This window comes from Shewanella psychrophila, from assembly GCF_002005305.1.
In the GTDB taxonomy this organism is placed as follows: domain Bacteria; phylum Pseudomonadota; class Gammaproteobacteria; order Enterobacterales; family Shewanellaceae; genus Shewanella; species Shewanella psychrophila.
This window is the reverse complement of sequence record NZ_CP014782.1, coordinates 5,111,295-5,133,877: the sequence shown is the minus strand read 5'-3', so window position 1 is coordinate 5,133,877 and position 22,583 is coordinate 5,111,295. Positions and strand designations below refer to the sequence as shown.

Genomic DNA, 22,583 nt, shown 5'->3' with positions numbered 1-22,583 from the left:
CTCTTCAGTGCCGTTTGGAAACTCACTATGGGGAATGAAATGACGCGCTTATTGCCTGAAAGCAAACAGGCATTACGCTTGGCTGATGCACTGGTCGCTGGGCATTTTAATGTTGATGAGATGTCGTTTGAAACCCTGCTAGTGTTTGCTAAGAAACTGGCTTCTCAGTTGCATTTTTATGATCACCAAAATAATCAAGCTGGTACGTGGGAGCCCATGTTTTGTGCCAGTGAGTTGGCAATGATGGCCATGTTGAAAAACATGGAGTGCGATCGAATATCTATAGAGTTTGAAGAGAATTTAAAACAAGACCCACAAACTGCTGTAATGACGATTCTAAGTTTGCTTTCTAACATTAATCTTTGGTATCAACAGCTAAAACTGTCAGACAGTGAAGCTGCTTTTGAGTTCTGCTTAAAGATATCAGCAGCAGTAGATAAGAAATTACAGTCATGTCTACAGCAGTTGCAAGGGCTTGTAGCGTTTTTAACACCAGAACAGCAACTGCTGACAGAGCAAAAAATCAGGCTGTTTGATCACATATGGGGAGAGATTGTTTCTCAATGGCGACCAAATAATTCTCAGCTGGATACGAACCAAGTGATCCCGCAGCTACAACAAAACTTTTCTAACGTCATTAATGTGGTTCGCTATCTACAGATGGGGGTCGGAGTCTATACCCTAGCGCTAGAGAAACGTTCGGATCATGATCCATCTATGGGTCTGTTTATGGCATTTTTGCAGATATATCGTCATAGCCAACAACACTTAAACCGATTCACGATGCGACATTTGGATCTTTATTATCGAAAAATATTAAAATTTGAGCCAGCCCCGAGTTCGCCAGAATCAGCATATTTACTGTTTACTCCGACAAAAGGGCTTAGACGGGCAGTACAGATTAAAAAGGGGACTGAGTTTAGCTACGGCAAAGACAGTAATCAGCATGATGTTATTTTCCACTTAGATGATGATCTTTCGCTTAGCGATGCTCAAGTTAAATCGGTATTCAACCTTTACCTACACCGTGACTCACTTATTTCTCCAGAAAACGAGTTGCACTACGTGACTCAGGTGACTCAAAACCAACTCAAGTTTGAAGATAACGCTAATTGTGACTTTACGACTTTTGGTGCTAATGGGCGATTTGGTAGCAAGAGTGCATCGCTAGCCGCGTTAGGCTTTGCCGTCGCAGCACCGATACTCAATTTGCAAGAGGGGCATAGAGAGTTATGTATAACCATAGCATTAGCTGAGCCTCACGCCATTCCATCACACTCACTTTATCTGTTAAATACAGCCGCTACAGATGTTGAAAAACTAGATTGTATCCTGACTATGTTTGCCCATCTACTCGAAGCAGAGCCCAGTTTATATCATGGTGAGAAAGCGACAGATAACTTAGTAAAAAACCTATCAGAAGACCAGCAAAAAGAGATGTTTCTTAGTGCTGAAGAGCAGCAGAGTTTAATCCATAAAAACTACCTATTATCATTGCTTGTTGAGGCTCAAGATGAAGCACTTTTTTATCGACTCTTAGGGCGGTTATTTAGCCGGCATACCCTTAATCGATCTGGACGGCATCAGCGTAACGCTTGGTTGAGTAAAGCTGATATCCAACAAATAAACGTTAAATCACAACAGTTTACTGAAACCTCTGGGCTTAAAAGGTTATTACGCTTGTTGAGTCAGGATCAGCTACGCACTTTTTATGAACTGTATGAGAAGATGTTTGATATTAAGCTTTCTACTGAAGAGGGATGGTTGAAGTCTAAAAGCTACCGTATTCAGCCTCTTAATCAGAAGGTGGATGGTGATGAACATGGTGCATATGGTTTCCAATTTATTATTACTTTAACACCAGACTTACCCCCTATAACCTCTGTTAATGCAGAGGTTCACGGCAATCAATGGCACTGTGATGAGGGGATGATTCAGTTTGGTATTAAACCACTAGCAACCTTCTTTCCCTATTCTATTTTTCGCGGTCTTATCTTAAGTGCTATCGAAATCGACGTTGATGTAAAAGGGATCACAGATTTGGTGGCCTATAACAATCATGGGAGGGTGGACCCTGCGAAAACCTTTGTTCCCTTTGGTGCGCAACCTTCACGATTTAGCTATCTGGTTTTAGGCAGTGAAGAGATGGCACAAAAGCAAATTGTTGAGTTGGAAATCAATCTTAATTGGAGTGACTTACCTTCCGAACTCGATGGTTTTAAAACTTACTATGCAGGTTATGACTTCCCATTTTGTAACGACACTTTTAAAGGGGAATTAGAGGTCTTAAGGGATGGTAGCTGGCTGAAAGTTAATCCGCAGCAATCGATCACACTTTTTGATGAAAATACCGAAACCAATAGGCTAAAAAGTTTTAAAGTGCTTAGTTCGAATGTTGCTAATGCCTTTAAACCTGTTGGATCGAGTCTTAAAAAGCAAGCATTTGACTATAACCTTAAGAGTAGAAATGGTTTTATTAAGCTCCAGCTTTCTGAGCCTGATATTGCTTTCGGGCATCAACAATACTCAACTTTGTTGACAAATATTCTCGTTGCAAATGCTCGTAGCAAAAAGCCAAAACCATTACCAAACCTGCCCTATACTCCCTCGTTGAGTCGTTTATCTGTTAATTATCGTGCTAATACTGTGATACATCTTCATCCGCAAAATCAGAAAAAGAATCTTCCTCAGCATAGTGTGACCCATATTCATCCCTTTGGTTTCCAGCAAATCTACCCAATTACTAAACATAAGCAGCAACCTGAACTTAAGTACTTGTTTCCTCGATATGCTTTCGATGGCAACTTATTTATTGGTATTGAGTCATTAAAACTGACTGAAGTATTGACACTATTTTTCCATTTCGATGAAAAGGCCAGCCTAAACTCAAGTGAAAAAGAAAGTGATGTTCAGTGGTTTTACCTATTTGATAACAATTGGTTACCTTTATCAAAGCGACAAATTCTGTCTGATACGACATTTGGTTTAACGACTTCAGGGATCATGACATTTGTTTTGCCTGAAGGGATAAATGTTGAAAATAGTGTAATGCCCACCGGATTGTTTTGGCTAAGAGCGAGTGCAAACCAGTCACTGTCTAGCTATGGGCGTTGTTTATCGATAACAACACACGCTGGTAAAGCAACACGACAACTTTCAGGGGGACAGCAAAGCATTGCTCAGCAAGGCAATGCTAAATGGAAAACGCTGCACTCGGTGGCAGGACTCGAAAAGGTGACACAAGTTGCGACTCATTTTGGTGGTAAGGCTCAAGAGAATGAGCGTGATTTTAAGCAGCGAGTCAGTGAGCGCCTTAGGCATAAAAATCGGGCGGTGAGTTGCTGGGATTACGAGCACTTAATTTTGCAAGAGTTTGCTGAAATTGATCGAGTTAAATGTATTTCAAACTGCATATTTAACCAACAGGGCAAGCAGCCTGGACATTTATTAATTGTCGTTCGCCCTAAGGTTATTGGTTGCCAACATCAGTTGTGTGATGACTTTAATATCAGTCAAAACTTGCTTAACCGAGTGCAGGCATTTATTTCATTACATGCGTCTCAATTTGTCAAAATAGATGTCAGGGGACCGGTATATGAGAGTGTTCAAGTACGCTGTGCAGTGAAGTTTTTATCGGGGATGCATACAGGCCAGATGCTCACTCAATTAAACAAAGATATCTGTGATTTTCTCTGTCCTTGGGGAGAGTCTGCCAACAATAGTGGCTTTGGTTGGCAGTTGATAACCAAAGATATTGACTCTTATATACGCCAGCTTAGTTATATTAAATTTGTCACAGAGGTGTCAGCTTTACACATTATCAAGAGGACACAGCAGCCGCTGCCCTATTTTCAGCTGACTGATAGCGTTACTGCACATGCTATTGACCCCAGTAATACAGATATAGCCCCTAGCTCGCCTTGGTGTCTGCTGATGCCTTATGGCCATCAAGTCATCGAGTTGATAAGTGAAGAGATCGATCTTAAAGCCAAACAAACAGGGATTGATGATTTAGAAGTGGGGGGGAACTTCATTATCGGTGGTGAAGAGGGCACAGAGCAGAGTGTAGAAGGAACTCAACAAGATGGCTAAACGTAACAGGAGCACCCTTAAAAACTACTTCAGAAAAGGTGCGTTACCTCAAACTGAGCATTTCTCTGACTTGATTGATTCTTGTTTAAATACCTTGGAGAAGGGGTTTGATAAATCGGTTAACGAAGGTTTTAAAATTTCATCATTAGAGGAAAATGCTAACCTTTTAAGCTTTTATCGTGACAGCGAACCAGAGCAAGTGTTGTGGAGTATTAAATTCGATCAGGAGATAGATAGTTTACTGTTTAAAGCCCCTGAGAAACAGACACTAGCAAGTGGACAAGTCTCGGGTAAACCAGCCCCTAGCGCACTTTGTATATCACCCCATGGACGGCTAGGCATTAATCAAGATAAGCCGATGCATGCTTTAGATGTCAACGGCATGATTCAGGCATCTGGCAGACTCGGTAATGCGTTTGAGGAGCAAAATGGGCCTGGAACAGTGAAGGCCGATGGACAATGGCACAATATTACTCCTGTATTAGAGGGAGTACAGGCTTTTGAAGTGACGGCTGGTGTGGGGATTAAACGTACTGGTCGATACGCCATGTTGCGAGCGATTGCGATGAACACCTGCAACCCCTCTCGATTATGGTTCGATCTATTTAATTGGTTTACCTTCAAAAAGCCGATTAAGTGCCAACACGCCTACTACTCTTCTTCGTCAGATAAGCTGGCAATACGTTGGGTTAATGCACCACAAAGTAAAGAAGGCAGTTCGGCCTATCGCCCCTACTATCTGCAGGTGAAGTCAAACACAGATTACGGGGGAGGGGTGAATATATGTTTCCACATCACCAAGCTGTGGGCTGACGAATATATGCAAGAATGCCATGAAGCCCAAGCAGAGGTGAGTCATGAGCAGTAGTGCAAGTATTTCGAGACATGTAGCCAACGAGGATCCCTTAAGTTTTTATAGCTTAAGACGTGAAGCGATGGAGTATGCGCAAAAGTATTCAGGAGAGATCTGGACTGATTATAACGCACATGATCCTGGAGTGACTATTCTTGAGCAGCTCTGTTATGGGCTAACAGAACTTAATTATCAAACTGATTTTTCTGCTGAAGACATGTTGGCCCAAGTCGATGGTTCACTCAATTTTAAACAGTTAGCGTTAGCGTTGCCCGAACAAGTGCTGCCCGCTAGAGCATGCACTATTGAAGACTATCAACAGTTGCTTTTAGATTCGATTGATGAAGTCGATAGGGTGTGGATAAGCCCCGTTAGTTCAGGTTACATCGGCCTTTACAACATTGAATTACAGCTGACACCTTTGATGCAGCATAAATGTCTGTCTCGCCCCTCTTTGGCCAATAAAATCATTGATAAAGCTTCCCACATTTTTAGCAAAAACCGCAACCTGGCTGAGGATGTTGCCAAGATAGAGATCGTCAAAGACAAGGGCTATCAACTCATCGCAGATATTCAATTGGTGGATCATTGCGAAGCAGAATTTGTGCTGGCGCAGATCTATTCAGTTTGTCATCGCTGGGTCATGGGGGAACTTAAGATTGAAAGTTATGAAGAGCAGCTCAATGGGGGGCGAAGCATTGAGCAGATCTTAACCGGACCCATTGCATTGCATGGTCGCTATCAGCTCGATACTCTTGATGGAAATAAGGCACAAAGGACATTAGCATCACTCTACTCAGAATTGAGGAATATCAAAGAGATTGAGGCTATTGATCTGCTTAAATTAGTCGATGTTGGTGGTAGTGTGTCAGCTGAGATGTCCGTAGAACAGGTGATAAGAGATAAAACCTGGTTACAGATGCCTAGTGTTGAAGATGAGTTGCTAGTGAATTTAACGCGGCACCATCAATCAATCAATGTGCACTTTGAAACGTTTACAACACATCTTGAGCATCGGCAGTTTAAGCAATATTCGATGCGTCATACCCGCCAAGAAATTAGCAGTTTATATCAAGTGACGCGTGGACAATTTCGCCAAACACAAGACTACCAATCCATCCAGCAACATTTCCCTAGTCGTTACAATTTAAGTGTGAATGGTATTGGCGCGTTTTCCGCCATAAAAGATAAAGCTAATGCGAATCAACTACGCGGCTATCTACTGATGTTCGAGCAGTTTATGGCAAATTTTTCAAAGAATATCGGCAGTATTAAATCGTTATTCTCTATTGATCTGAATTGCAATTCCAGCTATCAGTTTTACACCTTAGATTCACATGCATTTCATGGAATAGAGGATATTTATCCAGCCAAAGAACAACAGAAATTTGATGCGATCTTGGCCGAGTTCGACCATTTCTACGATAGAAAGGGGCGGGTATTGGATTACCTACTAGCTCTTTATGGTGAAGAGTTAGATCAATCTATTTTAAGACAGTTTAATTTTTATGACAGCCCTAATGCCTTAGAAGCGTTGGTTTTAGAGAGCAAGTATCACTATCTCAATGATGTGGTGGCGATGGGGCGTGACAGGGGAGGGGCATTTGATTACCGCTGCTATCGTACTTTTGACAGTAATATTGGTGGATTTCAACATAGATTAAGCTACCACTTAGGCATGCCTATCAATCGATGGCCTTACACAAGCCTAGTGAAACGCGAGCCATTAGAAATTGTCAGTGACAGTGAGTTTGAACGGGCTAATTATCCCTTACACAATCAGGTTATTCTCAATGATGCGATGGAGAAACAACTGCTGTCGATTCCTTTAATGAAGACTGGACAGGCGGTTGATAGAAACAAAGTCTCTAAGATGGTGTTGCGATTACAGCCCTTGTTGCAAGGTGTAATCGGCGAATCTTTTTTTAGAAAAGGCGTCGATATCAACAACTATAAGTTGATAAAAAGAGAGCGAACATCTGTCTACGATCTTTATCTAACGCAGCAAAAGCGTTGTGACTTAACCGCGGAGCAACTGCAAGATTCGGTGCAGCCTATCTTTATTGGCACAAGTTGTAACACCAACAAGGTCAACCGCCTGGCTAATATCCTGTGTGAACATTTGGCCTACCTGAATCGGAGCTGCGAGGGTGTCTATGTGGTTGAGCATCTATTACTGCGGCCAATGACTGTGAGCGTGGCGGATAAGAGTGAATCACATGATGATTCTATTTCATGTCAAATCTCGATTATCTTCCCTGGTTTTACTGCTCGTTGTGCCGATCTTGGATATCGCCAACGAGCACAGAATGTTGTGCAACAGCAATGTCCTGCTCATATCTATGCAGAGTGCTTTTGGCTTGATTTCGGTCAGCTTTGTGAATTTGAGCAGTGTTATATGCAGTGGTTAGAGTTAAGGCGAGATGCCTACCACCCTACTGACGAGTGTCAGCGTAGTGCCGAGGCGTTATTGAGTTTACTGCAAGCTTATCGTGACAATGAACCGGGATGAGGTCATGGATAATACTCAAATAGCGATGCCCTATCTCGCCAAAAAGCACCGTATTGAAAATGCCGTGCTGGATCTGTCTTTTGATGGGCAGTCTATGGCCGATGGATTTCAGCAACAAGCACATAGTTATGTACTGCATACTTTGCTTCCCGCTATAAATCGTGTGTTTGAGCAGCATCAGCAACAAGGTTGGGAGATCTGTATCGATAGGTTGGAGATTGATCTTGGCGAGCTCGATGGCCGTGATTATCTTAGCCAACTAGAAACGAAATTAGTTACCGCATTGTCAGATAAAATGATGGAGCTCAATAGTAGTAGTTCTGGTTTGACAGTGGTCACCTTGAGTGAGCAGCCAGACGGCATAATTAAGGATATTAGCTTTCGCAAGTTGAGCTCAGAAGAGAGCGATTGGCAGCAATTATGCTATTTTTTGAATCGTGGTCAACTTCCTTGGAGTAGTCCATTTGCGACGGGGAAACTCACATCACATGGGTGGCAAGATTGGCTAGTGGCTACATTATTTAGAAACATTAAGCCGCTCATTGCTCTGTTGAATCGTTCTCCCTATTTAGACAACTTACTCAGTCGCTTGGTTTTGCAATTATCGATTGAAAAGAGTATCGAGTTGATTTTAAAGCTTGCTCAACCATCGCGAATCAAGCAGGTACGTTATCTATTCAAATTAATGTTCAACTATGGCGATGATGCCGCAAGTTCTGCATTAGAAAAACGACTTTATGCCAACGGGGCCTTATTAAATTCGGCAACGAATAATGAGAAGTTATTTTTTATTCGCGCATTGTTTAAAGCGCTATTGGCGGGAAGTACTAGGCAGTCTGCGGATGCTGTAGAGCCCATCAATGAGTGGTTTCCTGAATTAGTGGATATTGGTCAATGCTATCTTTCTGATGAGCTTAAACCTGAGTTTTTTGCACACTTTAATGATGTTAAGCATCAAGAACAGCAGGAAAAGAGCAGTCGAACCTTGCTCGTTTCTGCACTTCTTATCAAGGCTATTATCAGTGGCGATATTGATCAGCTTCAATCAGTATGGCACTTAGCGATAGGGGAATACCGCCCAGAATTTCTCAAACTAGTTACACATCTAGGTCAGCAGGCCGAGGTTAGATATCGTTTATCAAAAGCCTTAAGTGAGTCGATGTGGCAGCAGCTATTGGAGCTCATTGAACCTACAGAAAGCGACTTTATCCGCAGGATCTCTTTATTGTTCAAGCCTGCTAAAGAGCGTGCTGTGGATATGTCATCAGCATCAGTTAAAACATTGAGCGACACTCAGAGTAAGCAGCAATTTTGGTTGTTTACGTTAACCTACTTGCTGGTTGAGCGAGGCAGTCAGTTTAATCGTAAATCCTACCTGCAAAGCATGCTCCGTCAAAATGCATCTCATCACAATATCAACCAGATGCAACTGCATCAATTATTGCTTCAAACTCTTGAGTCACTTCCAATGGAGTCTGCGCTTAAGCGCAATATGCATGTTCTGTTGAGTCAATTACAGGGTGAGTTGGCAGATCATAATCTTGATGAAAAGCTAAAAATTGCAAGTTATGAGGTTAAGCTTACTGCGGAACAAATCGCACTTGAAGATATCGCGACCGCTTTGAATTTAGGGCGCTACGATCGGCTTAAATTGCATTGGAGCCATTATGTGTCTGCTTATCCTGATGCGCTGATCACCAGTTTGTATCTCTACGGCCATCAACCCATCTGTGTGACTGCAATCGTGACTCATTTTACCCTTACCATGCTCAGAGACACGCTTGGATTGCTGGCACCTAAAGAACGGCAATTTATCCAGCCTCTAATAGAGCAAACTCCCTTGCAGCTAAAGCAAGTAGAGATGGCTAAGCCAATAGAGCAACGGGAATTAACTAAGCAGCTTTGGGAATTCACCTTTAGTTACTTACTGGTTGAAAGGGGCTCCAACTTTAATAATTTAAGTTATTTGGGCTATATCACTCACAAAATAGCTGCGCATAACAACCTAGATCATCAAGATTTTGTTCATCATCTTGCCAGTGCTTTTTACTCGTTAGAAGCGCCTTCTGAGATGCAAAAGCAGCTGCTACTGTTATTAGCTGAATTATTACTGGAACCTGTAATAAACCTAAAACAAACAGAGTCCTCTTTATCGCCTGTAGAGCTTGCTCAAGCGCCGGTTAACATAACAGACAAAACCCGTCAGCAGTATCGTCAGTTTATACTGGCCCTAACCGCTGGGGACGCAACTTGCATAGAACAGGTCATTAAAGATTTAGATAATAGTGATCGCGCATTCGTGATCCGTGTCTTGCATTACTTTTTGAAACCAGCTAATCGTTATACTTCATCTCAAGGCTTAATGACTAGTGCGCAAGATGCAATCGGTCGCTACCTGTTAGCATTGCCGGAATCAACACTAACTGCACTGCTGCAGTTGTTATACCCGAAGAGCCAGCAATGGCTTGGAGCCTTAATAAACTCCCACTCTATTTTATGTGTTGGGCTGCCTTCGCTCAATACATTCAGGGTATTCGATAGGGCAGAGGGAAAGCCATCTTTACAGCCACTTATAAGCTCAATGTCACTGCGACGAGTGATGATATTCTCAAAACAACTGCAAGGTTACATTTGGCGTGAGATTTGGCAATCGGTAGGGCACTCAATAAAAGAAGAAGCCGCTTCAGGAACTGAGATTTCTGAGCTTTCTGAGCAGCTCATTATGCGGGTTTTCTCCCGTGTAGCGGAATTTAGAAACTGTACGCTAACTGCATTATTACAGGCCATTGAACTGGAGTATCAGATCCACGGCGTTGGCGGATGTCTCTCTGAACTCGTGACCCGGCAGCTCAAATTAACCTTAAAGGACAATGACACAAGAGCGGGTATTCAGCAGCGATATAAACAAGCGAGTAGCAATATTGAAATTGACAGCCATCTCGATGTCGATGAGCTAAGCGCTGAATCTCAGCTACAGAAGTTGGAGCATTATCAAAGGATCACTGCGGATTTAACGCTTGTCAGTCAGCATGTTTTCTGTGCTGTTAATAATGCTAAACAGATGCCAGAACATGAGATGAAAGTTAAACTTCAGCAAGTTATATATTGGTTGGCGGAGTTATTTCGACAAGAGCCCGTCGCGGCATTGAGTTGGCTGAAACGGGTTATGTTTGGCTCATTTCAGTGGTTGCATATTTGGCGTACTTTGGCTGATATTCACCTTGACGAGTTAATTGATAGCTTGAGACAAATCCTGCCTGTGACGAGCTTGAATATGCTCACTTCTGAACTGCGGCAGCGCATTGGTCTCTCAGTTGGCTTTAATCAAGTTTATCGTTTTAGTTACACGTTAACCCAGCAATCTGAGCGGTCACATCATCTGCCTGTGACACTAGCTAATGGTGTTTTACAGGTGAATGACTTTCCCTGTTATTTGAGTCGAAATACCAAAGAGCAGGTAGGGCCTGCATCTAATACTAAGTATGTGGCCAAGAGTATCATACCCCAGACGACAGAAGATAAAGTGGCAGCTATTTCTAATCAGGCCGAGAGAGATTCGGCTAGAATGAAGCTGTCAGTCATAGCCTCTCATCAATCACCCCCCAAACTCGCTGTACCCGAGGTAGGTAAATCCGTGACTGCTGAACAAGCGATAGAGGTTTTGAGCACTGAGTTTGAGTCGCTATTGGTCAAGTTATCCCAAGCCAACTCCCAAAATATTTCTGCAAGTTTGTTAGCTCGTTTCAACTATTGTCTGAAAGCCTTGATGAGCTCAGATGCCGCAAGGCTGAAAATTCTCTTGCTTAACTATCTCTCCTCAAATGAGGTGGCTAAGGTGTTATTTAAGCATCGTCCCGCTACTGAGTGTCATGAGCTGCTGATCCTACTGTTTTCAACGCGATATCTCTCATTACAGAAGATTATCGACCTATTGGCCCTAGTCAGCGGTAGCGTTAGAGCTGCGACCCTTGCCCCGCTACCTCAGTGCTTGTTTATGATTGATTATTTATTGCGTCATCGTCAGATTGAACTGAGTGATTTTGTGACTGCCTACCTCACTAAGCTGTATGACAGTGCCGTCTCCGCTTCGATCATTTTTAGTGCTAACAATCGGTTTAACTCTAGAGAACTGTTTTTTGCGCAGCTTGTTAGGGAGCTTAAAGCTGTAACTAGTACCAATTTAGCTCCCGCTCAAATAAAGAAATGCATCAAAATAATTGAAAACCAGAGCGCTAAACAAGCTCCTGTCTCAAAGCCAAGCCAGCCAGTGGTAACCAATAAAAACCAGAGCAAACCTTTATCCGGTAAGACGAAAAGAGAGCTCAGCTTAGTCGAATTAGAGCGCCTTATCTATGGATTACCAGCACAAAACACAGCAGAAGATTTAGAGAACGAAGGCGATAAAATTCATATTGGTAATGCGGGTGTCGTGCTTGCTTCGCCATACATATCCAGACTTTTTAGCATGTTAGCTTATACCGAGTCGGGTCAATTTATTGATGAACAAGCACAGGAGCGTGGCGTACTGTTATTGCAGTATATGGTTTCAGGCCAGAGTGAAGCCGGGGAGTATCAGTTGACGCTTAACAAGCTGTTGTGTGGCATAAAAACAGCAAAACCCCTTCGTTATAGTATTGAGCTGTCAGATAAAGAGAAAGAGACCGCAGATGGTTTACTGGTCGGGATCATCGATAACTGGAAAACATTAGGTCAAACGACACCAGAGGGATTAAGAGAGACATTTTTACAGCGAGATGGCGTGCTTTATCGAGAGAAAGAGGCGTGGAAATTACAGATCCAAACTAATGCGTTTGACATGTTACTTGATAGCTTGCCATGGAGTTTTTCGGTGATCAAGTTTCCCTGGATGGAACGAGTGTTACATGTTGAATGGCGATGAGTTCATTGCTAAAACCTGAGTGTAATGAAAAGGATGAAAGGATGAAAGGATTACAGGTTGTGACGACCAGTGAAGCTGAAGATCAAGCTTCAAGCACCTCGAGTCACATCGAGGCCAATGCGGCGACTTTGCTGCGGGAACTGGATTGGTTTTCTCAGGTATTGGATTTAAGAGTTAAGCTCTATTTTCAGCAAGAGAGTGAGCTAACGAGTATTGAGCAAGTATTGATCCCTGAACTTTGTTTCGATCATTCTCACTATGCGCTATGGGTTAAGAAGCATCTAACAACAATGGAAGAGCGTCTGGTGTTGGTTATGGCAATGATCCCCCATATCAAGCCGCAGCTGTTCGATACGTTTTTTATCCGTAATAGTAATTTTGATCGTGCTTATACCGAGTTTGGCGGCAAGCAGGGGCAAACCCACAGCGGTTTTCTCCCTACCTGTGAGACCGCCGCATTTGTCGTTTCTGGCGAGGATTTGACGAGTCGATTAAACATAGCTGCCCTGTTCGAAGTACCACATCCATTTCTAACTCAAAATGTGCTCAGCCTTAACACCCCTAGCGAAGGGGAGCCATTCTTTAGTAGTGCTTTCTCAATACAGGTCGAGTATCTAAACCTGTTCACCACAGGGGTGACGGAGAAACTCGATTACTCCAATCAGTTTCCAGCCAAATTGATCACCAGTAAGCTAGATTGGAGCGATCTGGTATTAGCGCATGAAGTCATGTCGGAGATAGACAAGATCAGAACTTGGATTAAACATTCAGCTCAAATCTTAGATGAGTGGGGCTTATCTAAATCATTAAAGCCTGGCTATCGTAGTTTGTTTTATGGACCTCCAGGTACAGGTAAAACACTGACGGCAACCTTGATAGGTGCCGAATTGGGCTTGGATGTATATCGTATCGATCTCTCTTCTATGGTCTCTAAATATATAGGGGAAACAGAGAAAAATTTGGCAAACTTGTTTGATCAAGCATGCAATAAGCGTTGGATCCTATTCTTTGATGAAGCGGACGCCCTGTTTGGATCGAGAACTCAGTCGGGAGGCGCCAATGAGCGTCACGCTAATCAAGAGATAGCATATTTACTGCAACGTATTGAAGATTTTCCCGGCATTGTGATTCTGGCAACTAACCTGAGAGCGAATATTGATGATGCCTTTTCAAGACGTTTTCAATCATTGATTTATTTTCCTATGCCAGATGCTGAACAACGTTATCAGCTATGGCTCAATATGCTTAATGGACACTATCCAGAGGGGGAGACCGATTCATTACGTGATATAGCAGAAAAGCATGAACTTGCAGGAGGTGCGATAGCCAATGTGATCCGTTATGCAGCGATTTCGGCAGTTCAGTCTGGCTATGAAAAAATCGATCACCACGATGTTTGCATAGGCATTGCCAAGGAGTTACGCAAAGAGGGAAGGACAATTTGATGAATATTGGTCGCTTTCTTTATAGGCTTAATGGATTACGCTTGCTCCCTCTAGTCATGATTTCACTGCTGTTCTGTGGGCTGAGTCAGGCTTCACCGTCGAGTCAATTATGTCAGTCGCAGATAGATAAAACGAAACATGACCCTATATTAAAAAGCAGAATATTCGGCGATCTGGTGCAGAGTAACTTAGCGGTTATCTATAAAGATAATGCCTCCTACCAAGCTGATTTTAAGAGCCCAGGCGAACTACTCTCTGACGGTAAAGTCGGGCGAATAACCGATAAGTGGCTTGGATATTTCTGTGATGAGTTTAATCAAGCCAGCAAGGAGAGTAGTAACAGTGACTTTGTCGCTAACATGCTAAGTTCGTTAGTGACTGTGGCGCAGCTCACCGATAATTACCCGTTATGGCGGCAAGCGTTAGCCAGTGATGAGTTTCAGTTATGGCTCTCACAGCAGATCAAACTCAAACTTATCAGTGAGCCGACCTGTTCTGGCTTGCCAGCTTGCTACGGTACACCGATTCAGTTGCACAGCATTTTCGATAAATATTATCTACAGGAGCAGGAACAAGTTGTAGCCGATCCTCGTTACTACACTCCACCGGTAAAGATTGTGGACAATTATTATCTATTGGAAAGTAATGATATTGAAACTTTAACCACTTGGAGTAAACAAGGGAGCCTATTACAGGCCGCGACCACAAAAACCTTTAAGACTGATACTGAGATAGGGGCTGTACTTTCTCCTATCTTAACGGGTTTAATTGGCGAGCTTGCTAGTGACAAGATGGAGAGTGAGTTAACTAAATTGATCACTGTGACTCCTGCTCAGTATAAAGTGACTAAAACAAAAGACAGTAGTGCCGCAGTTAAAGCTAATACGGCTATCCCCAAGAGCACAGAAGAGTCTGCTACTAAGACCTCAACTAAAACAAAAGACAGTACCGCTGATGATAGTACAGCCATGCATGACAATAGCACGACGATCACAGAGGACACCGCTAAAGCAAAAGATAGTACAGCAGATAGTGCAGCAGACACTAAGGCAACAGATACTAAGTCTGTAGAAAACCAAGTTGAAACTAAAGTTGCGGATAAAAGTTCTGCTGAGTCGTCGGTGCAGCCTGCTAGCGTTACAACTAAGCAGCTTGTGAAACCTGCTAGCTATGCCGTGAACAGTGAAGCCATTACCCAGCTTTATCAGCGCTACTCAATTGTTAGCCTTTCGTCTGACCAGCTTAAGTTACTGACGCCGCTGGCTGATCAAAGCTTTGCCAACCTTTATCTGTTTCAAGTTGCGTTAAAGGATCTTTTACTAGCAAATTCAGCCAGTACCCAGCTCAAAAGCCAAGGGCTTATCGACCTCTATCAAGTCGCTAAAAAGCAGGGGAAGGTGCCAACTGAGGTCAACAACCCACTGCAATGGAATGCTACACCTGATTGTGGTTGTGCAGACAATATCGCATTAGAGGGGCTCAATACCCGTTTCTATTACGGGTTCTATCAATACTGGCAAGAAAATGAGCTGACTATCGATTACAGCAAGTTGACACGCCTAGCCTACTTTTCGGCATCGATTCAGGGTAACAAGGTGACGACTCCGCCAAATTGGCAAGCCGATAAGCCCAATTCGCAGTTTATTGTGAATGCTCATAACCATAGAGTGAAGGTTGATCTGGTGTTCTCAAATGGTCAATTACAGTCATCAGGGGAGGAGGTATCGATACTTTTTAATGATGATCTTATCGACCAGATTGTCACGACGGTGAAAACTCCGTTAAGGGGTTATGCCATCAATAAGTTTAAACCCATCATGAGTTTAGGGACAAGTCCCAAAAGAACCATGGCTGACGGTGTAACCTTGAATCTAGATCTGAGGTCACTTAAAACCGTGGCCGATTTTGAGATGTTTATCCGCTTTATTAAAAAGTTAAAGCAGCAGTTATATCTATCTGAAAAGACAGATATGGCAGGGATTGAAGATCCTTACTATCTCAACATATTGGTGCCAGCCTACGACCTCATCGATAACAGTTCTAGCTTTTACACGATCGATAATCTTAATCGTATTGAGCCTTATATCAATCTGTTTATCATGAATTTCGACTCCTTATCCATAAGTGAACAGCAATCTATTAATGAACAAGTTATTGATAATCATGGGGTTAGTGAGCTGGCGGCAGAATCTGGTTCCGTTAATAGCAATGAGCAGGTTTCAAGCTCGACAACCTATAAAGTCAGCTTGTTGAAAGAGCTAAGAACTCAGTTAGGTGATAAGCAATACTCTGATATAGCAGGAAAAATATTCAATAAAACGATCCCGTTGATTAATGTCGACGATAAGTTTCAGGAGTTAGAGCAAGTTTTAAATTACAGTAAATGGAGCTATTTAGGCGCCGCATTTTGGTCTTACCCACTCTCATCTGAGGTGTCTGAATTGATCAACAGCACTTACTTTGTCTCTGAAGAGGTTGAGTTCTCAGCACTGGTTCCTGCGGTAACGCTTGCCACAAAAGTGTGTAACACCCTTTGTCCATTACGATGGCAATTGCGAGTGGTTATTTATTGTCTTATCGGATTAGTGCTTATTTACGCGGTAGCGTCTATCTGGGCATTTAGGTTAAGACAACTGTTTAGTCGCTGGTACTTCCTATTATTTATGTTAGCCAGTGCAATGTTCATCATGTTGGTGTTTAGCTGTGATCCCTATTGGAAGGAGCAGCAGCAGCTGTTTATTTTTATTTTTGTATTAATCGTCTTCGCGGCAAATGTTATTAGGCAGAGAGAAAAAAATAATCGTAGCAACTTGCCATAGTTATATTAAGTGTATTGAATCATAGGTAGGCCGTTTTAATGCAATAGGTAGCTAGATTACCTGTAAACCGAATGATTAAGAGAGGGAGTTTTTATGTCAGTAAAGCAAGTGATAGAGCAGGAGCAAACTGCACAAGCTAAAAAAGTGTCCCATCAGCAAGTGGACAGTAATCGGACTTTACAAGCAAAAACTCGGCTGACTATGCAGGATAACCGCGACACTAGTCATCAAATAAAGCAGCTGAAAGCCGCGCTTGATGAGGAGAAGTTATCCCAACATAAATCGGTAACAGCCTCCCATCCTATCAATGCAAATCGTAATGCCAGCAGCCCTGTAAATAGTCCTGTAAAAAATGCTGAGACGACGCTGCAAGCCAAGAATAATACTGGCTTACCCGATAATCTTAAATCGGGCATGGAAAACTTATCTGGCATGAGCCTCAATCATGTGAAAGTGCACTACAACTCGCCCCAACCTGCTGCGGTGCAGGCTCATGCTTTTGCCCAAGGCAGTGATATCCATGTTGGCAGTGGTCAAGAGAAACATCTGCCCCATGAACTCGGACACGTGGTGCAGCAGGCACAGGGACGGGTGAAACCGACTACCTCAGTAAACGGGATGCCAGTGAATGACAGTAGCAGTTTAGAGAATGAAGCCACTGTGATGGGGGATAGAGCACTTCGTGGTGTTTAAGAGGTAAGAGGAGAGATAAAGAGATGGTCTAATTTAAAAAGGATTGAGATATGTATGTACAAGCAGATAAGTCGAAAGAGAATAAAAGTAGGGCGGTTGCTAATTCGGTTACTCAGAAAAAAAACAATTTGAAGCAAGGTTGTGGATTTGTAGATAATCGGCCTGAAGTTATTGCGCAAAGAAAACTGCAAGCGACAACAAATAATCTGATTCAAAAACAGGTTATCCCGGAAAAAACAAATCCAGAACTTTTTCGGAGTGAAACGATAAAAGATAGTACTAGTGATTATTCTGATACTCCCACAAATGAGAAACCGGTACAAAGAAAGGTGGTGTCCGGTCGATTGAATGTAATAGGAGAAAAGCACAGTGATTATAAGAATGGTCGAAATGATGAAAAAGATATGCTCAAGGATTGGTACAGTATACCCGACAAAAACTATTGGCAAGAACATGATTTTAAAGGTGTAGAGCAAACAAAAGAGGGTAAATCAAAGAGAGCTGACCCTATAATAGACCATTGCAGAGTACAGTTACTCGGTTTAATTTCAGCTATTAAAGCCGAATATTCAGACGCAACTTTATTGAATGATGGAGTTTCGGAGAAGGTAATTAAAGGTATCGAGTTTTATTGGAAAAGTACATATGGAAGTTTTTTGTATTTATTTCACCCTGATATGTCAGAAGCAGGAAAGAAACACCAGGACGAAAATTATGCAGTAGATGATGCAGATAAAGCAAGGCTTACAAAGGCATGGAAGGATTTTGAGAAGGCTGACAGTGCCATTACAAAACTTAGAACGTTAAAAACAGATGAGGGAGGAAAATGGTTTGAGTGGACAAAATTAAAGAATCAGAAAAATCAGCGAAATCATGTTTTGGAAGTTCGGAAATTATTACATCAAGTAGACCAAACCCTTGGGGGGGTCCTCTACAACGTTGATAAGGCAGATGAGCAGGATGAGATAGTAAATGTATCGCGAGAAGTCGCTATGGTTGGTGCAGCAAATAAAGCTGTAGAGAACGGTTTTACAGGGGCATGGAAAGTTGGAACCGCACATGTAAAAAGTATGTTGAACCCCAAAGGACCGCATGCAGGAACAAAGGGAGCTACTTTTACTTTAACAGATAGAGATGAATTTTTAGCTGAAATGAAGCAGTACGAGACGGGTAAGTTGGGAATCGTTTCATTAGTTCCGGGAGAAAAAGTAAAAGATATTACACCTACTGAAGAACCAAGAACCGGTGTTACTGAGGAACGTAATGTATCCAAAATCAAATGGTCAGATAGTGAATATTCAGCAAATTAATTCATCGTTAGAAAAACTTTAAGTAAGTTAGAAAACTAAGGCCGTTATTTACTAATAATTGATCTCAGGCAGCCCATAACAAAACCTAAGAGCCATGAAAGGTCTTTTAGCCTTAATGTTAAGGTCATAACTCCCTAAATGACCTCTTAAAACTAGATCCCTGTAGCGATCGGTAATTGCTCCTGCATTACTCTAATAAGCTACATCCTTGTAGCGATCGGTAAAACTAACTTAAAAGGATTTAAGATATGTACGAAAAGATAGAAAGCCCCAAAGAGAATAAAAGTCGGTCGGTTGCTAAATCCGTTGCTCAGAAGAAACATAACGGGAAGCAAAATTTTGGGTTTATGGATAATCGACCTGAAGGTAAACAAGCTGCTCAATTGCAGGGAATGATAAGCGATCATCAACACAATCAAATAAAAAGTGTGAGTATTGGAGGTGATGTTACGCAGCGTTTGGCTATGAAATATGGTAATAGTGCGCCGATCCCTCAAGATGCGCAAAAAATTGCCGATGGCCAAAATGGAACAAGAGGAGAGGATATTGCTGTACAAACTATTCCGGGGGCGGTGCCTGAAAATGTGTACGATGCAATGGGGGACAATGAGAAGGTGTATATCGTAGCCCATGGTCGTGCCCCATTGGGTAGTGAACCCGCTATATTACAAGACGGGAATGGGGGGACTCTGTCTGGCTCTCATGTTGCTAGTATTATTAATAACCTCAAGACTGGTTTATCCGGTAAGAATAAGACGATTGGTACGGTAAAAATAGAAGCTTGTATGTCATCATTAAGTCGTAAGACAGAAAGAGGATTTTGGGGGGAAACCTTTGTTACAGCTAAGCCTTCTTTGATGACAGATATAAAGACGAGTTTAGCTAGTACCTATAATGTGGATGGTATAACGGTTCAAGGAAATCTAGGGTTTTCCACTGGAAATGAATTTGAAGACGGTGGCGTAAAGAATTTATCGCCCAAAAATACAGAAGTTGGACTACTTGCTGCGGTTCTAGAAACTTTATACGCTGTTTCAGCAAAGGATTGGAATACAGATCCTAATAAGGCATTGAAAAAGGACGGGATCAACATTGTGAAAAAGTATGGTACCGCATTGGCCGCTTTTGATCGCGATTCTCAGGTTAGTCAGCTCATTTCTACCAGTACTGCTGTTTTGGTTAATTCATACTTAAATGCAAATACGAAATCGAATACCTTAAATGGGGATGTCATTAATGTAGTGAGCTTATTAAATGGTTATGTTCGTAAAGATCCTGATTAAGTTTTTTGTAAGAGAAAAACTCTAATTCTGGCCCATAACAAAACCTAAGAATCATTTAAACGATTTTTAGCCCAGTTGCTATAAGGTAATTGCTCCTGCATTACTCTAATAAGCTACTTCCCTGTAGTTATCAGAAATGAATAACGCGATAACAAGCATTGAAATAGTAAATAATTTTCAGCTCTGAAGGTCGTGAGTAAATAGTCACTTACTCGCTGGTGATTACGGAGGTTAGTCTAGTGCTGAGCTTGTCAGAGAACTTGCTAACCCTAAGACGCCGCTAACTAGCCTTAAATTTAAGACCCAGTATCGAACCTATACGAGCGATCTCGATACTGAATCGGAGCATTCTGGCATTACTATATCGAACTGTAATATCAATCCACCCAGTGCAGCACATCTCTGATGATAGACCAGCGAGGTTTAACTTCTGTAGCGCCTTGGCCCAGCATCCAATAATTGTAAATCCTGTCTTGATGACCATCGACCTTACGCAGTTTCTGCCAGTTATTGACGTAGTTTAGCAGCGATTGGTTCTTCTGAGCTACCGCGTAAGCTACCGGATAACGAGAGGTGATTTCAGGGATGGCAATACCGTAACCCGGGAAGAATAAGGTCCAGGCTGAGCCAGCCTGAGCACTGATAATGACTGCATCGAACTCAGCCTCTTTTTGCCTGAAGAAGTTTTTGTAACCTGAGATTTTCACAAATTTGAGATTAGGGTACCTCTTCTTCGCCTCTTCGATAATATCGCCATGTTCCACATAGGCTATGGTGATATTTTCCATCTCTAAAATGTCTTCATTATTCTTAAACTTGTTCACGATATGATCGCGAGTGGCGATAGCAAGATTAAGCTCCAGCACCGGCTCAGCATAACTTAACTTGTCCATTTGGGTGATATCCATGGCGAGTCCCGACATGGCAATATCGAAGAAGCCAGCATCCAGAGACGCGGCTAGCTTGTCTTTCTTGAAGGGGATAAATTCAATTTTCACGTCTAAATCTTCGGCAAGCTTAGACGCCATTGCGCTGTCGAAGCCCACTAGCTGGCCGACATTATTGTAGTAGCTGAAGGGCACATTACTGGGGATATAACCGACTTTGAGTGTGCCTCTGGTCCTAATCGCTTCAAGGTTAGCTATCGGATTACTCGGTGTCTTGCCAAGTTCTGGGAACTGTCTTTTTACCTTAGTCGGCACCTTATCGGCGACCTGCATGTTGGCGATGACACCGCTGGTGATCTCTGGGCTATGGATAAACATGCCCATGCCGATGCGTAAGCTCACTATGGTCAGCACGATACCGATGCCTATGCCGACACTCATCTTGATAAGCCTAGGGGGACTGAGTTTTAGGCATTTGTGAAACAGGGCCGCAGTTAAAATGGTTAACACAAACAGATTCATTACTGCGGCAATGGAGTTAAATTTGCCGGTAATAAAGCCTGACATCACGAATAGCTGGAACAGATCAGATGGCAGATGTACCAGATCTAACATGAAAGGAATAGCCACATAGACACTGCCAAACAGGGATAACAGGCCACTGATAGACAGGGATGGAATAGCACTTAAATCTACTGGCGTGCCATTAAACCAGCCTGCGAAGAATACAAACAGAATCACCGTTAACTTACCTATGTTAGGGAAGGTAAAGGCGATAGGCACTAAGATTTCAATCAAGGTGGCGCCATCTTCGGTGAGCTTGTCATGCTGCTTCATGATCTGCTTACACTCTTCGATAATCACAGGGATCACGATGAAGATATTACCGGTAGCGAAAGCGGTGATCAGGCTGGCCTTACTGATACTCAAGGCTTGATGAAAGGTTATTGGCGTCAGTGAGGCAACAATCCAGGGTAAGATCCAGAAGGTCAGTAAGAGACAGAGTACAAAGTAGCTGATGAGATAGACCTGCATACTGGCAAACTCATCCACTCCCATGGTGCCTGCCGCTGAGGCTGACATAGCAAAAATACCGATAGGCAATATCTTTATCAGACCGCGGGTGATACGAGAGAAGATCTCGCTGGTGGTGTGCATAAAGGTCAATATTTGCTGTTTATGATCCCCCTCCATACCGATAAGCGCTAAGCCCATAGCGATACTAAATACTACCATGGCGGGAACATAGCCCGCTGCCATCGACTCGAATGGGTTAGAGGGAATATACAGCTTGAAATAGTCTATGGCCGCGGTGGGTTCTATGCTGCTGGTGCTAAAAAATGAAGCCGACTCTACAAAGGGAAATGACAAGGGCATTAAGGCGATCACAGCCAGTGCAAGCAACCAGAGCAAGAGCATTATCATGCCCGCCCGGCTAAAAATAAGGGTCGCCGTGCTCTTTTGTAGCTTGCCAATACCGCCGATTAAGGAAACTAAAATATAAGGTAAAACCGTCATCTGCATCAGCAAGATAACCGCATTACCTATGGTGCTGAGCCAACCGACGGACTCACCGAAAAAAAGCCCCACACCGAAGCCGACAAACATGGCAATCAACATCTGAGTAGAGCTGGCCATAGAAAATATTTTTTTAACCACGAATGACATCCATATACAGAACTTTCAGATACGTTCGCCTATTCAAACTTGTTGAAAAAGTGAACGTAACAGAATGAAGAATTAACATTAACACAGAGAATTAGCTCAATATTCTAACATGTGTTTAGAC

At 42.6% G+C, this 22,583-nt stretch carries 10 protein-coding genes; 9 read left to right on the top strand and 1 reads right to left on the bottom strand.

Features of this window, described 5'->3' with window-relative positions; all coding sequences use genetic code 11:
• The first annotated feature begins 39 nt into the window (after window positions 1-39).
• The 9 genes from sps_RS22215 to sps_RS22175 all read left to right on the top strand — a co-directional run bounded on the left by sps_RS22215 (window position 40) and on the right by sps_RS22175 (window position 19,907).
• A complete protein-coding gene (locus tag sps_RS22215; protein WP_169915873.1) occupies window positions 40-4,092 on the top strand; it encodes a baseplate J/gp47 family protein in 4,053 nt (1,350 codons plus the stop codon).
• Window positions 4,085-4,960: a hypothetical protein gene (locus sps_RS22210; protein ID WP_077754475.1), complete on the top strand. Its 876-nt coding sequence runs from the start codon at window positions 4,085-4,087 to the stop codon at window positions 4,958-4,960. Before sps_RS22215 ends, sps_RS22210 begins: the two co-directional genes overlap by 8 nt.
• Window positions 4,950-7,457, top strand: a complete 2,508-nt coding sequence (locus sps_RS22205; RefSeq protein WP_077754474.1) for a hypothetical protein — start codon at window positions 4,950-4,952, stop codon at window positions 7,455-7,457. The genes sps_RS22210 and sps_RS22205 overlap by 11 nt, the downstream gene beginning before the upstream one ends.
• Window positions 7,458-7,461: 4 nt before the next feature.
• Complete coding sequence (locus sps_RS22200; protein ID WP_077754473.1) at window positions 7,462-12,357, top strand: contractile injection system tape measure protein; 4,896 nt, start codon at window positions 7,462-7,464, stop codon at window positions 12,355-12,357.
• Between the two features lie 41 nt (window positions 12,358-12,398).
• A complete protein-coding gene (locus tag sps_RS22195) occupies window positions 12,399-13,802 on the top strand; it encodes an ATP-binding protein (RefSeq protein ID WP_077754472.1) in 1,404 nt (467 codons plus the stop codon).
• A complete protein-coding gene (locus sps_RS22190; protein ID WP_077754471.1) occupies window positions 13,802-16,621 on the top strand; it encodes a glycoside hydrolase family 18 protein in 2,820 nt (939 codons plus the stop codon). Before sps_RS22195 ends, sps_RS22190 begins: the two co-directional genes overlap by 1 nt.
• Before the next feature lie 93 nt (window positions 16,622-16,714).
• Window positions 16,715-17,314: an eCIS core domain-containing protein gene (locus tag sps_RS22185; RefSeq protein WP_237157918.1), complete on the top strand. Its 600-nt coding sequence runs from the start codon at window positions 16,715-16,717 to the stop codon at window positions 17,312-17,314.
• Between the two features lie 50 nt (window positions 17,315-17,364).
• The gene (locus sps_RS22180) at window positions 17,365-18,624 is read left to right on the top strand and encodes a hypothetical protein (RefSeq protein ID WP_077754470.1); all 1,260 of its coding nucleotides are present in this window, start codon (window positions 17,365-17,367) and stop codon (window positions 18,622-18,624) included.
• 248 nt (window positions 18,625-18,872) lie between these two features.
• Window positions 18,873-19,907: a hypothetical protein gene (locus sps_RS22175; protein ID WP_077754469.1), complete on the top strand. Its 1,035-nt coding sequence runs from the start codon at window positions 18,873-18,875 to the stop codon at window positions 19,905-19,907.
• A 377-nt stretch (window positions 19,908-20,284) separates the two neighbouring features.
• Here the strand turns inward: sps_RS22175 and sps_RS22170 are convergent, their stop codons facing one another.
• Window positions 20,285-22,462, bottom strand: coding sequence for a cation:dicarboxylate symporter family transporter (locus tag sps_RS22170; protein WP_237157917.1), 2,178 nt, complete (start codon window positions 22,460-22,462; stop codon window positions 20,285-20,287).
• Window positions 22,463-22,583 lie beyond the last annotated feature (121 nt).